Genomic DNA, 13,417 nt, shown 5'->3' with positions numbered 1-13,417 from the left:
TTACAGCAAATGATATCTGAAAGTCCCGGTTACGCCGGGACTTTTTTAATGCCCCTCCCCTGCATTTAGCCCCCACAAAGGATTATAGCGCAATCTCATTCTCCCTATCTTTGTCAGATGATGGACAATTATGCGATCGCCGACCAGTTCTCCCTGCTTGCAAAACTGATGGATATTCATGGTGATAATCCGTTCAAATCAAAGTCGTATGCATCGGCTGCATTCAATATTGAAAAGCTGCCCGTTCAACTCTCTGATACACCAGCAGAAAAGATCGCATCACTGAAAGGAATTGGTGATAGCAGTGCGAAGAAAATTGTTGAAATGCTGGAGACCGGAAAGCTTCAACAACTTGATGATCTCATTGCAAAAACACCTGCAGGCATACTCGAAATGATGCAGATAAAAGGACTGGGTCCTAAAAAGATCTCTACCATCTGGAAAGAGATGGGCATCGAAAATATGGGCGAATTGCTCTATGCCTGTGGTGAAAACCGGTTACTTCTCTATAAAGGTTTTGGAGAAAAAACACAGGAAAGTGTAAGGCAGTCGATCAATTTTTTCATGCATAACAAAGGTCATTTTCTTTATGCAGAAATAGAAGAATTCGCCTTCCAGGCAGAAACAATTTTCCAGGAACAGTTTCCTGAATATCGCAGTTGCCTCACGGGAGAGATCGGTCGTCAACTAAACATCATTACCAAACTCGAGATCCTTACAACCGCTCCGAAAAATGAAGTGCAGGATTTATTGGAGCGACAGGAATTCCAGAATATAACAACAGAAGATTCCATCATAACTGCCACCACTAGTGGAGGAATACAAATAGCTATTCAGCTTAGCAGCGAAGACAATTTTATTGCAAGGAAATTCTCCGGTAGTTGCAGTGATCTCTTCCTGGAAATATTCAAAAAGTCAACTGGTTTTTCAGAGGATAAGAACTATGCTTCTGAAGAAGAGATCTTCCAACAGAGCAAGCTACATTTCATTGCCCCCAACCGGAGAGAAGACCCCGAGATCATCAGCGTTGCCCTACTGGGACCATTAGAACCTGTGATTGAACCGGGTGATATAAAGGGCATAATCCACAGCCATTCCAACTGGAGTGATGGCCTCCATACCATCGAAATAATGGCCCGGGCCTGTATTGAGAAGGGATATGAGTACCTGGTGATCAGCGATCATAGTCGATCGGCCTTCTATGCCAATGGTCTCTCTGCCGAGCGGATCGCGGAACAACACCTCTATATAGATGAGCTGAACAGCAAACTCGCCCCATTCCGCATTTTCAAGAGCATCGAGTGCGATATCCTTACCGATGGCAGCCTCGATTACAGTGATGATATACTGAACAGCTTTGACCTGGTGATCGCTTCCGTTCACAGCAACCTCAAGATGACCGAGGAAAAGGCCATGCAGCGGCTCCTGAAAGCCATCAGTCACCCGGCTGTAACCATACTCGGACATATGACGGGCCGCCTCCTGCTGAGCCGACCCGGCTACCCCCTCGATCATAAAATGATCATAGACGCCTGCGCGGAGCATATGGTGGTTATTGAGATAAATGCCCATCCGCGGCGCCTGGACCTCGACTGGAGTTGGATCCCCTATGCCATGGAAAAGGGATGCCTGCTTTCTATAGATCCCGATGCACATGCAGTAGAAGGCTATGATGATTGCCGTTATGGCGTGATCAGTGCGCAGAAAGGGGGATTGACAAAAGCGGCCAACCTCAGCAGTTTCACGAGGGTAGAGCTTGAAAATTATCTCACAGAGAGAAGATCCGCGGTAAGGAATTGAGTTTAAACTACTGGCCTCCTTATTGGCAGCGGGTGCTCATTAAGCATGTATAGTAGCCAGCGGCAACTCAACAAAGAAAGTAGTACCTGCATCTTCCCTCGTCTCAAACCAGATCCTGCCCCTGGCCTGTTCAACAATGCCCTTGCTCATGGCGAGTCCCAGACCTGTTCCCGAACTCTTGGTGGTGAAATTGGGCGTAAAGATCTTCGACTGCATAGCTTCCGGAATACCCTGGCCATTGTCGCGCACCATTATAATAACATTCCCTTCAAGGATCGACTCTTCCAGTTTCACCGAACGGTCCGGGCGATGAATTGTAGATTCCACCGCATTCTGCAGCAGGTTGGTGAACAAACGATTCAACTGCGTGCGATCCGCTTCCACCATTACCTTACCCGGCACAGGATGCCAGCGGAATTCAACCTGATCGCTCGATTCGTATAAGGATGAAAGTGAGTAGAGTATTTCATGGAGATCAAATAACTCCGTTTTAGTATTACTTATATTGGCGAACTGCGAAAATTCAGATGCGATCTTAGAAAGGTGATCGATCTGTTCCACCAGCGTGTTGGCAACATTAGACGTGAGCACCTTCACATCACCACTGTTACTATCAATAGCCCGCTGCAGGTATTGTATACTAAGCTTCATAGGTGTCAATGGATTCTTGATCTCATGCGCCACCTGCCTGGCCATCTCTCTCCACGCACCCTCCCGTTCACTCTTGGCGAGGGCCACCGCACTCTCATCAAGTTTCATCACCATTTTATTATACTCTTTCACCAACTCCCCTATCTCATCTTCACGATGCCAGCTGATCTCTTCATTGTGCTGGCCAAGGTTCACCGCCCTCATTTTTTCACTGATGAGTGAGAAGGAGGAAGTGATCCTGTTAGTGATGAAAAGTGCGATGACACCTGCAATTAAAAATATAAATGCATTCAGGTTGATAATGGTAACAAGAAAATTCGAGATCTCCCTTTTCAGTTCCACCTGGCTATCAAAGGAAGGCAGGTTCAGGTAGGCATAGGCGTTACCCTGGTCGTCGCGCACGGGGGCATAAATACTTTTATAACTCACCTCACCCATCTGCTCTTCGGTGGTGAACTGTACCAGCCGCTGCCGGTGGATCCTGTAATAGGCTTCCGGATTCATCCGCACACTTAAAATTCCTTTTTCATATACAAAGGGATTGGAGGATATTCTCAGTTCACCATTAAGATCATAGATATTGATATCGGTACCATGGATCTCGGATACTTCCTTGATCATATTTTCCAGCACTTCGTTATAACCGCCTTCATACAAACTCAACAGGTATTCAAACATCGCCCTGCTCTCCATTTCCGTCTGTACCTCATGGGTCATGATCTGCATGGCCTTGCTTAGCTGATCCTGCTTGTTATTATTATACCGGTTGATAAAGAAGATGATGGTTGCCACACCGATCACAAAAAAAGAGAACAGACTGATAAAAATAATGGTGCCGTGGATCTGCGTTCGCAGGTTCATTTGCAGTTCCTGCTTAAGCTCATTCAATCTTAGCCTTGAACGAACTATCATGGTGATAAGCCTGAATAACCCGAGCAGAAGAAGAAAGGTACTGAAGAGGTATGCCACCAACGTAATGGACTCAAGCCATAGGTTATCGCGCCGGGCGATGATCACCAGTTTATTATTATCGCGGTACCAGAGCTCATCAAACTTATCCTTGAACTTGCGGGAGAAATTCTGTTTGGGAACCTGGTTGGGCGTGAGCCTGGTGGGGAATTCGTAATCGTTATAATAATCGATCAGCTCGCGGTTATTATAGATGGCATAACTGTAAATGGGCGAGTATTCATCGGGCATGAAATCCTTCCGCTGGCGAAACAACTCCGGCACCAGGGCATCATTCTTATACTTCTTGGGTTCAGAGAGAATGAACATATAACCCACGGCCACTCCGCTTGAATCTGTCACCATTTTCCTGCTGATATAGGAGAACTTATCAAAGCTCTTCTCAAAATAGCGGAGGTCAGGAATTGTAGTGGGTTTGCCTTCTATTCGGAAGATGGTATTGAGGGTATCATAAGAAACTGGCGCCTCATTGTACAAAGGCCTCTCCTCTTCATCGAAGGTGAAGATCCTCGTATCATATTTATTGAGGTAAGCCATGAAGTTCTTATTGATCAGGCTATCCTTGAGGTATTGGTTGGTAGACGCGAGCTGAAAGCGGTGAAAGTTGGCGTAAAGGAAGTCGTTGTCGAAATAAGTCAGCGCGATACTTAACAATCGCTCGCTGGTAGGATCGGCCTGCATAGAAAGCTTTTCGGCTGTGCGCTTTCTTTGTTCTATTTCTATCCTGCTATTCTCTGAAACGATGATGATGGAGATGGAAACAGAATAGAGAAAGATCAGCAGCAACATCACCGAAACATTCCATCGACCATCGATGGCCGTTAGAATGGGTTGGCGTATCAGCCAGATATAGGCGACCAGCCAAACCAGTACAAAAATATTCAGCTCAACCAGGATGTTCTGCCGGATGAAGGTGATCACAATTAATCCGAACAGCGCTATGAAGGCATAGAGCAGATAGGAACGTTGCAATAAAAGCGGCTCGAGTAATTTGATGATCATGGAAGATGCCAGGAAAAAACTCAGGGCCAGTGTTGCCAGTACTACGAAACCAACAAAGCTATAAATATCGAGACTGAAGAAATTGGTAACGTTAAAAGATATGCGTGCGTCAGCGATCAGGCTTTGAATGATCACCGCAAATCCGAAAGTGATGATCACCAGTATCATGGCGCCGGTAGCCACCAGGGGCCAATGGAGCAGGTCATTACGGAAGCGCTCCAGGGTTACCCGCGTTGATCTTCGATACAGGAAAAGCAGTATCCAGCAGAACAAAAATGAATTGATCAGCAGATCGCCCAGTGATGGCAGGAAGCCGCTGGAACTATAGATCACAGGGTCAAACAATTCATAGGAACGCCATGAAAGCCAGTCGGTGAATATGTAGGTGAGTCCCCTCAGTACAACGATGGTTCCAAACAAAAACAGCGTTCCCTTGATAAAACCATATCGGGAGGCAATACTGCTTGCGGCATTATGGATCACCATCAACAGCAACACGATCGCCATTATATCGAGGAACATACTCCAGCCATTGGCGTGGCGTGTGGCATATATATTTTTTGGTTGCAGGTAGAACAATGGAATGCCGTCCTTACTCCTTACAACATAATCCGTTTCATATTCACTAAGTGTAACGCTATTCTCCGCTTTAGGAAAACCCACGAATTGTTTCTGGAGATTATTATTCTGGATAAAGTATTCCGTGCGGATCGGCACCAGCGCGATAACCAGCATCGTTTCTCGTGCAAGGGTAACCGTTTGACGGATAAATTCATATTGTCCATTCCGCAGGCGCACCAGTTGCCTGCTATCACCTGCATATATAATTTCATCATGCGGTTCGGCCTGCTGGTTGCTCCAGAAAGCGAGGTTCCAGCTTTGGGGGGGAGCAGCTTTATAGATGAACAAACCGAAATCAAGATCGGCCATCTCGCTAAGTTGTCCCGCACTATAGCTCCCCTCGGCAAGCATTTTGAGCAGCAGCGTATCAGCGACGATCTTATCAAAAGCATTTTCCTGCTCCTGTATCCGCTCTTCCATGGCATCACGGAGATAAGGAGCCGAAGAAGCGCCCGCGAAATAATTATTGATGATGAATGCTATAGTAAACAGCCAGGCAGCCGCCAGCAAAAAATAAGCATTGCGCTTTAATATGTTCAGGAAGAATTTGCTCAAATCAGGGGCTTTTCTGCTTTAATAGCGTTCCAGAGTGCATCCATTTCAGTGAGGCTCATATCCTGCAGTTTTAATCCTTTGGATGTAGCCATCTCTTCCATGCGGGTAAAACGGTCGATGAATTTTTTATTGGTGCGCTCCAGTGCATGTTCGGCATCAACCTGCAAAAACCGTGCATAATTCACCATCGAAAAAACCATGTCACCAAACTCCTCTTCAATATGATCCTGGTCGTTTTTTTCTACCGCCTCCTGGAGTTCCTGCATCTCTTCTTTCACCTTCTCCCAAACGTCATCGGCTTTCTCCCATTCGAAGCCAACCTGTTTTACCTTATCCTGCAGGCGCATTGATTTTACCATGGCGGGCAGGGCCTTGGGAACACCACTCAGCACTGATTTTTTTCCCTCCTTTAGCTTGAGCTGCTCCCAATTCCTTTTAACATCTTCTTCATCTTTCACGGTAACATCGCCATATATATGCGGGTGACGGTTGATCAGTTTCTGGTTAATAGATTGAAGCACTTCTTCGAGGGTGAACTGTCCCTTCTCGCTTCCTATTTTAGAATAAAAAACAAGATGCAGGAAGATATCACCCAGTTCTTCTTTGATGCCTTTCCAGTTTTCGTCGGAGATGGCATCCGCCAGTTCATACAGTTCTTCGATGGTGAGGTGGCGCAGGCTCTGTATGGTTTGCTTATTATCCCAGGGACATTTTTCCCGCAGCTCATCCATTATCTGTACCAGTCTTTCAAACTCGGCGGTAGCTTTATTCATATGCTTTTATTAATGTGCGCCTGAACTCAAGCTTGTGGCGCTTAGGATAGTAAAAATCGATAGCAGGAAAACCATCATGATGAATGACAGCATATTCAGCAAAAGGAATTTTACAATGGTCTTTCTCCTGCTCTGTCCATAAAAACGGCGCATCGCTTTGTAAAGGTAAAAATATATCAGGAATGCCGAGATGGTTATCAGGGCGGTGAGGAAACCCCAGTTGGTATATTCCTCCAGTTTGATGAGTCCAAACCAGGCCAGCAGGAAGATAAAGGTGGCGCAATACAAATGGATGGTGAAGATGGCATGGTCGGAAAAGTAAAGATCTCTGCGGCGCAGGTATAATAATTTCAACAGCAGGGCAAACAGCGGAAGCGAGATGAATAACATTTTAGGAAAGCTATGCAGCAGGTTATCGAGGTAGGCACGCAGAAAAGCTTTTTTACCTTCTTTCTGTTCTTCCACCACGCTGATGAGGCGGGTCATAAAGATCCGTTTACCCCATGAATCGCGTTTATCGGCTGGTAAAGATTCCTGCATGGCAGTATAGGCGATCTGGGAGCGGTATCCGAAATCGGTGAGACCTTTTTTCAATTCTGCGGAATCAAGAATTACACTGGCTTCCTCTTCAAACTCACCATCCCTGTTCCTGCCTGTTCGGGTCTTAACATTCCAGTCGCCCTTGCCCACCGGAATCCCTTTCTTTTCCAGTGAATCTTTAACAATGTTCACCACTTCCGGAACATCAGTCTTTGCTTTATTTTTCTCAATAAGTTTTGCTTCAAGCTGGAGACTATCGCGTTTCAGTTTCTCGATTGCTTTACCTGCGGCGCTTATGAAAACAGGATCAGTTTCCCTGGCGGCGCTCTCCCTTAAATTGAGCAATGCAAGGCTGATATTGGAACGTTGCAGTTCAAGGTCCTGCTCTTCTTTGATAAGGCTACTGGCGCTGTAGAGGGTGAAGAAAATTACAAAAAACAGTGCCGAGGTGAAAACATACATCCTGATAGGATGCAGGTAGCTGGCACGGCGACCTTTCAGGAATTCAAGGGAAAGGAAGCCCGGCTTTGTGAAGAGGTATTTAAGGGTGCTGAAGAATTTTGAATCGAAATGGGTGATATCATATACAAAATGTGTGAGGAGGCCCCAGAAAGTCTCCTTAGGCACCATATTCTCCTGGCCACAGTTCTGGCAGAACCGCCCTTCTACCATGGTTCCGCAATTGAGACAGTCTTTTTCCTTTCTTTCGGGGTAATGCGACACGGGTTAGTAATTTGAATAAAAATAAGGCAATTTTAACCTTGCTCCACAGTTGCTCTATCGTTGCACTATCGGTGCAGCTGCCATACGCGTCCCAAAGCCCCGAAATATGATTGTTAATATAGTGTGTAAAGCTGTTTAGAGGGATGGTTGCCGATGTGAATGAGGTGTATAATTAATGTATCTTGCGACCAAATTTCTAAAACCCGGATCCACTAATGAAAAAAATCCTGTATACCCTTTTACTATTCGTCTTTAGCCAGTCGGCTTTTTCCCAATACTATTACAAAGACCTGGTAACAACCCAACAGGCAAATGATCAATATGCGCTCTTACAAAAGAACGGCATCAAAAAAGTGACGCTGGAAAGCTTTGACGGCAACTCTTCAGAAACAGGCGGCTTCACGGGTGTTCAGCAGGTTGATCTGAAGAAAGGAACGGTAACCACTACCACCAGTACCACCGTGATAGGTGATTCCTATCTCAAAACAACCTATAACGCTAAGGGACTATTAAGCTCCACGGAGGACAGTGCACAGAATGCCTCCAGCAGGGGCAGTTATGAATATGATTCTGAGGGAAGACTGGTAAAGATCTCTTCCACCAACAGTTCAGATAATGTAAAAACAACGGAGACGCATAGCTGGAGATATTCGGCGGATGGGAAACCAACGGAGATGATCAGGGTACGCAATAATTCAGATACAACAAGAGTGACTTTTACGCTGGATGAAAACGGCAATGTGGTGGAAGAAAAAGTTATCCGTCCCAACCTGCCCATCGCGATCGTATACTATTACTATGATGCGCAGAAAAGGCTGACCGATATTGTACGTTTCAATGCAAAGGCCAACAGGTTGCTACCTGATTATATGTTTGAGTATGATGAGGCTGGCAGACTGAAAAAGATGGTGGTGATACCTGAGGGAAGCAATGAATACCAGACATGGTATTACCAGTATACGCCGAATGGGTTAAAGCGAATGGAGCTTTGCTACGACAAGCAACAGCAGTTGCTGGGTAAGGTGCAGTATGAATATGATATGTAAAACGAGAGAATAAACTTAGATATTAAAAGCCCTCATCATTGATTGATGAGGGCTTTTGCTTTATCAGGATTTTATACTTCTCATTCACCGCAAAATATGCGGAGAATAGCTGTATTATTCGCCGCAAAATATGCGGAGAATAAAAAGCTCAGTGTATAAAAAAAGGCTTCCGAGAGGAAGCCTTTAAACAATTTAAATAAGTACCCGGGACGGGGGTCGAACCCGTACTCGCTTTTTCGGCGAACAGGATTTTAAGTCCTGCGTGTCTACCTGTTCCACCACCCGGGTAGATTCTTGCTGTAAAAAAAAATTCCAAACGCGAGTCTGGAATTAATTTTTAAAATGGAGCGGAAGACCGGGCTCGAACCGGCCACCCCGACCTTGGCAAGGTCGTGCTCTACCAAATGAGCTACTTCCGCCTGCGACTGCCGTAACTTTAGTGAAGGCAGTCCGTACCTCACTTTACTGAGGCAATCAACCTTTACTATTACCAGCATTTATTTCTAAAGAACTCTTTTTCAATTGGGATGGCAAAGATAAGAACTATGGGTTATCTGCCAAATATTTCACCAAATTTTTTCTACTTGTACTTCGGTGTGTACTGGGTACTTTCAGGAACATTTACCCTTGGTTTTCCCTTGTAACGATTGGTGTATAAACCATAACATCCACCTAAAACAAAAGCAAGAATACAGAAAACCTGGAGGTAAAAAAGAAAGGTAGAAGAATTGACCCAGCTATGCGTAAAATCTTTCTCCAGTGGATTCTCTATTTCGTGAGCCTGATGATTAGCCATAGTTTTGATAATTGCTGTGCAAAAATAAGGGTACTACAATAAAAATCATTTTTTGTCTGCTACAATTTCAGAAAATTGTTTTTTACCCTTTACAAAATGTTGCCATACGACACTCCCGCTGTACCATCCATTTAGCGCACCTTTTTTTGATTTAGGAAAAACACTTTTGCGATGCCGGAAAACCAACCATCCCATAAATCCAATATGTGCTTCAAGTATCGCTTTGAAATAAGTTCCCTGTCCATCAAAGAGCGATTTCCACGCTGAGATGGAGTCGAGCAGAAAACGCAGCGGTATCTTCCAGATCGACTGGTATAGCGGCAGATTCTTGGCAAGCATCACCAGGTTGTTGCGGAAATTCAGGAATACCTTCCACTCATTGCCTTTGGGAAGTGTACCACCACCAACATGGTAGACCACGGAAGCGGGACAAACCATCACTTTATAGCCTGCCAGTTGCATACGCCAGCAGAAATCGATCTCCTCCTGGTGTGCAAAAAAGAATTCATCCAATCCGCCGAGCTCATGATAAAGTTTTGCCCTTACCAGCAAAGCAGCACCACTGGCCCAGAAAACAGGCGCGTTATCATTATACTGTCCATGGTCGAGTTCACAAAAATCGAAGACCCTGCCACGGGCAAAAGGATATCCCAGTGAATCAAGCCATCCCCCTGCAGCACCGGCGTACTCAAAAGAGGCTTTATTATCATACATCAGGATTTTCGGTTGACAGGCACCGATAGTATCATCACTCTGGATCAACGCCATCAGGGGATGAAGCCAGCCCGGTTCCACTTCCACATCAGAATTTAATAGAATATAATAATCGGAATGAACTTGTTTGAGTGCCTCGTTATATCCCTTTGCAAAACCATAGTTTTCGGGAAGCTGCAATACTTTAACCGTGGGGAATGCAGTCTGCAGGAAAGCCACGGAATCATCACTGGAGGCGTTATCCGCCACGATCACCTCAAAAGACGGATACCCGGAAGCCAGCACGGAAGGCAGGAATTTCTCGAGGTATTTTCTACCATTCCAGTTAAGGATCACTATTGATAAGGTTGCTTGCAAAATGGCTCCGGAATAATTTAGTGGCCAAAAATACAGTAAGCAAACTATTTGAATAGCTAAATTAGATGGATGATACCATCCTTCTACAATTGGCGCACCTGGTTAGCGGTAGTGGCACTGATCATTGTAATCGGCTCTATCTTCTATTCGAGGTATCTCGCAAAAAAGATAGCGCTGGAAGAAAGAGATAAGGTTGAACTGTGGGTAAGCGCCAGCAAGGCCATCTTCGACAATCCCGATATGCCGCTGACACTTCCCAATATGATCCGAAATGAGCAGACCGATATTCCCATCATCGAGACCAACGAACATGACAGTATCGTGAATTTTATCAATCTCGATTCAGCCCGTGCGCGGCAGGACCCCTCCTACCTGCCCAGGAAGCTCAAGGCTTTCAAGACCAATGATCCTTTTGTGCTGGTATTAAGTGAAGAGCCCTATGTGGCCAATAAATATTATTATGGCAATACAAGGCTGCTGAACGAGGTGCAGTATTATCCTATTATCCAGTTGGTAATTGTGGGGATACTGCTACTACTGACGCTGATGCTATTAAACACGCAGCACCGCTCGGCGCAGAACCAGTTATGGGCGGGGATGGCCAAGGAAACGGCGCACCAGTTAGGAACGCCCCTCTCCTCCCTGGAAGGCTGGGTGGAGATGCTGAAGGAGACCGGCACAAATAATTCCATTACCCATGAGCTGGAGAAGGATGTGGACCGGCTGAAGTTGGTGAGTGACCGCTTCAGTAAGATCGGCAGTACGCCGCATGTGGAGCCGATGGATATAGTGGCCAAGGTGCAGAGCATGATGGATTATGTGAAGCGAAGAGCCTCGGGCAAGATCCTGTTCACCCTCAACAGCAGTGAGCAGATGCTGACAGTGCCGCTGAGCGGGACCTTGTTTGATTGGGTGATCGAGAACCTGCTGAAAAATGCGTTGGATAGCATGGAGGGAACAGGAACCATTACAGTGGATATCAGGCCGGTGGGTGAAAACGTGCAAATTGATGTGACCGATACCGGGAAAGGCATAAGTTCGAGTCATATCGGGAAAGTATTTGATCCCGGTTTTACGACCAAGAAAAGAGGATGGGGATTAGGATTATCATTAAGTAAGCGGATCATAGAGCAATATCATAGGGGACAGTTGTTTGTGAAACATTCCGAACCCGGCAAGGGGACGACGTTCCGGATCATTTTACCCACGGGCGATAAAAAGGCAGTCTAAAAATGTTGGGTGCAATTAGATGAATCCTTACATTTGCATCCGCTTTTAGTGGGCCCAGGTGTTGAAACTGGTAGACAAGCCACCTTGAGGTGGTGGTGCTGGAAACGGCGTGCTGGTTCGAATCCAGTCCTGGGCACAAGACCCTCAGCTTTGCTGAGGGTTTTTCTTTTGTAGCTACGAAAGTTTGTTTGCAAATTTGAAGAAATTAATAAACCTAGGCCCAACATCGCCGAACTTCTCTCATCTTCTCCCAACTAAGCCTCAAAAAATTACCTATTAGTGGTATTGCACAGGTAGTATAAACATGATATATTGACAACCGAATACAAGCTTCTATTACTTACCCATACCCTTAAACGATGTGAGTGAGCAGGAGAAGCTAACATCATCAACAGTTTTCTATCGGCCTTAGTTGCTGGGCAGACGGTAATAAAATACCAGTCCTGGGCTAAGCATCGAACAGTAGTGGGAATTTTACCAACAGGATCTGGGAAAGTTGAAAATCGAAAAGAGTAAGCAGTAATTTTAATCAAATTAAATATGAGAAAAGTAATCCTATCATTATTCTTGGCATTCTGCGGGCTTATTTTAAAAGCACAAACGGTCAACGACATTCCCATTACAGAAATAGATGTTGAATATGTGCAAATAGTTGGGACATCAAAACTAATGAGTACCAAACTGACTATTCAAATCGACTTTGGTCAAAGAACAAAGTTCTTTTCTAATGGAAAGGAAACTATTGTAAAAGACGAAAACGGAAAGGCAACAGACTTTAATTCAATGATTGATGCATTGAATTTTATGTCTCAAAACGGATTTGAATTTGTAAACGCATACGCTATCACAGTAGGAAACCAAAATGTGTATCATTACTTATTGAGGAATAGAAAAAAAAGTGAATGAATAAAAAGCTACCGCTAAAAGGTATTGCCAACCGGAAATATCTGTACAGACAGCATGCCGATAAATGTTGGCTACTTATTTTGGACACACCCTAAAATTCATGGCAACTAAGACACGCATTGAAAAAGGAGTTTATTCAATTGAGAGAATGATCTCTCGATATAAGGAAAAAGCTCCTTTGAGAATAATGGATGATGTGGTTATTATTAATGAAAAAAGATCGGGCTTGTGGGGAAATATCTTCTATGTCGTATTTCTTATAATAGGACCCATAATCATTGTTTTGATGTCTTTGAAAAATCAGGAAAAATGGAACCTTGCGATTATTTCGGTAGCACCCTTGATTTTTGGATGGAACCTTTATCGAATGGTGAAAGGGAACAATGTTTTATTTATCAATCTACATACAAAGCAAATAACGACAGAAAACATAAACCCTGTCTTTGGCAGATTATTTAGAAAGCGAATTATTCCTTTTGAAAATTTGAAGTCAGTTGAAATACTTGAACATGTAGTTTCAGGACGCTACAGTAACACTATATGGCATCAAATTGTGGTTACAACGAAAGACAGATCATCAGCAGTTCTTACAGACTTTGATTACCGTTTTCCACAAAGTTTCATAGCGACAAAAGTTCTGTTTCTTATCCAGCAAATTATCGATACATATAAAGAAAAGAAGTAGTACCAAACATAACCTTACCTGATCATATTGTCTTGTCCTGAAATAGCTT

Annotated in this window: 10 protein-coding genes and 3 tRNA genes; 6 read left to right on the top strand and 7 right to left on the bottom strand. The window is 44.5% G+C overall.

Annotation, left to right across the window (positions count from 1 at the left end; translation table 11 throughout):
* Positions 1-117: 117 nt before the first annotated feature.
* On the top strand, positions 118-1,800 hold the full coding sequence (locus HY58_RS03455; RefSeq protein ID WP_052323820.1) for a DNA polymerase/3'-5' exonuclease PolX: 1,683 nt from the start codon (positions 118-120) through the stop codon (positions 1,798-1,800).
* A 39-nt stretch (positions 1,801-1,839) separates the two neighbouring features.
* Here HY58_RS03455 and HY58_RS03450 read toward each other — a convergent pair whose 3' ends face one another.
* From HY58_RS03450 to HY58_RS03440, 3 genes are read right to left on the bottom strand one after another with little or no spacing between them, the layout of a single operon-like run.
* The gene (locus HY58_RS03450) at positions 1,840-5,598 is read right to left on the bottom strand and encodes a HAMP domain-containing sensor histidine kinase (RefSeq protein WP_039128092.1); all 3,759 of its coding nucleotides are present in this window, start codon (positions 5,596-5,598) and stop codon (positions 1,840-1,842) included.
* Complete coding sequence (gene mazG, locus HY58_RS03445; RefSeq protein WP_039128089.1) at positions 5,595-6,371, bottom strand: nucleoside triphosphate pyrophosphohydrolase; 777 nt, start codon at positions 6,369-6,371, stop codon at positions 5,595-5,597. Before mazG ends, HY58_RS03450 begins: the two co-directional genes overlap by 4 nt.
* 9 nt (positions 6,372-6,380) lie before the next feature.
* A complete protein-coding gene (locus HY58_RS03440; RefSeq protein ID WP_156123560.1) occupies positions 6,381-7,634 on the bottom strand; it encodes a DUF3667 domain-containing protein in 1,254 nt (417 codons plus the stop codon).
* 215 nt (positions 7,635-7,849) lie between these two features.
* Here HY58_RS03440 and HY58_RS03435 point away from each other — a divergent pair, with 215 nt between their 5' ends.
* Positions 7,850-8,680 (top strand): hypothetical protein, encoded by an 831-nt coding sequence (locus tag HY58_RS03435; RefSeq protein ID WP_039128081.1) that lies wholly within the window; start codon positions 7,850-7,852, stop codon positions 8,678-8,680.
* Positions 8,681-8,881: 201 nt separating this feature from the next.
* Here HY58_RS03435 and HY58_RS03430 read toward each other — a convergent pair.
* The 4 genes from HY58_RS03430 to HY58_RS03415 all read right to left on the bottom strand — a co-directional run bounded on the left by HY58_RS03430 (position 8,882) and on the right by HY58_RS03415 (position 10,547).
* A tRNA-Leu gene (locus tag HY58_RS03430) sits at positions 8,882-8,968 on the bottom strand.
* 55 nt (positions 8,969-9,023) lie between these two features.
* A tRNA-Gly gene (locus HY58_RS03425) sits at positions 9,024-9,099 on the bottom strand.
* Between the two features lie 161 nt (positions 9,100-9,260).
* Positions 9,261-9,476, bottom strand: a complete 216-nt coding sequence (locus HY58_RS03420; RefSeq protein WP_039128078.1) for a hypothetical protein — start codon at positions 9,474-9,476, stop codon at positions 9,261-9,263.
* A 45-nt stretch (positions 9,477-9,521) separates the two neighbouring features.
* Entirely contained in the window at positions 9,522-10,547 is a 1,026-nt protein-coding gene (locus HY58_RS03415) for a glycosyltransferase family 2 protein (RefSeq protein WP_039128075.1), read from the bottom strand.
* A gap of 69 nt (positions 10,548-10,616) precedes the next feature.
* On the opposite strand from HY58_RS03415, the gene HY58_RS03410 reads away from it, so the two are divergent.
* The 4 genes from HY58_RS03410 to HY58_RS03395 all read left to right on the top strand — a co-directional run bounded on the left by HY58_RS03410 (position 10,617) and on the right by HY58_RS03395 (position 13,368).
* Positions 10,617-11,777 carry a HAMP domain-containing sensor histidine kinase gene (locus HY58_RS03410; RefSeq protein WP_039128072.1) on the top strand — a complete coding sequence of 387 codons (1,161 nt, stop codon included), beginning with the start codon at positions 10,617-10,619 and terminating at the stop codon, positions 11,775-11,777.
* A gap of 52 nt (positions 11,778-11,829) precedes the next feature.
* A tRNA-Leu gene (locus HY58_RS03405) sits at positions 11,830-11,913 on the top strand.
* 404 nt (positions 11,914-12,317) lie between these two features.
* Positions 12,318-12,683, top strand: coding sequence for a hypothetical protein (locus tag HY58_RS03400; RefSeq protein WP_039128067.1), 366 nt, complete (start codon positions 12,318-12,320; stop codon positions 12,681-12,683).
* Positions 12,684-12,783: 100 nt separating this feature from the next.
* On the top strand, positions 12,784-13,368 hold the full coding sequence (locus HY58_RS03395) for a hypothetical protein (RefSeq protein ID WP_039128062.1): 585 nt from the start codon (positions 12,784-12,786) through the stop codon (positions 13,366-13,368).
* The last annotated feature ends 49 nt before the right edge of the window (positions 13,369-13,417 follow it).

This window comes from Flavihumibacter sp. ZG627 (assembly GCF_000814325.1).
Lineage (GTDB): Bacteria > Bacteroidota > Bacteroidia > Chitinophagales > Chitinophagaceae > Flavihumibacter.
This window is presented reverse-complemented; position numbering and strand designations above follow the sequence as displayed.

Coding starts and splice junctions, on each gene's coding strand:
- HY58_RS03455 (WP_052323820.1), top strand. CDS start 118: ATGATGGACAATTATGCGATCGCCGACCAGTTCTCCCTGCTTGCAAAA.
- mazG (WP_039128089.1), bottom strand. CDS start 6,371: ATGAATAAAGCTACCGCCGAGTTTGAAAGACTGGTACAGATAATGGAT.
- HY58_RS03435 (WP_039128081.1), top strand. CDS start 7,850: ATGAAAAAAATCCTGTATACCCTTTTACTATTCGTCTTTAGCCAGTCG.
- HY58_RS03420 (WP_039128078.1), bottom strand. CDS start 9,476: ATGGCTAATCATCAGGCTCACGAAATAGAGAATCCACTGGAGAAAGAT.
- HY58_RS03410 (WP_039128072.1), top strand. CDS start 10,617: ATGATACCATCCTTCTACAATTGGCGCACCTGGTTAGCGGTAGTGGCA.
- HY58_RS03400 (WP_039128067.1), top strand. CDS start 12,318: ATGAGAAAAGTAATCCTATCATTATTCTTGGCATTCTGCGGGCTTATT.
- HY58_RS03395 (WP_039128062.1), top strand. CDS start 12,784: ATGGCAACTAAGACACGCATTGAAAAAGGAGTTTATTCAATTGAGAGA.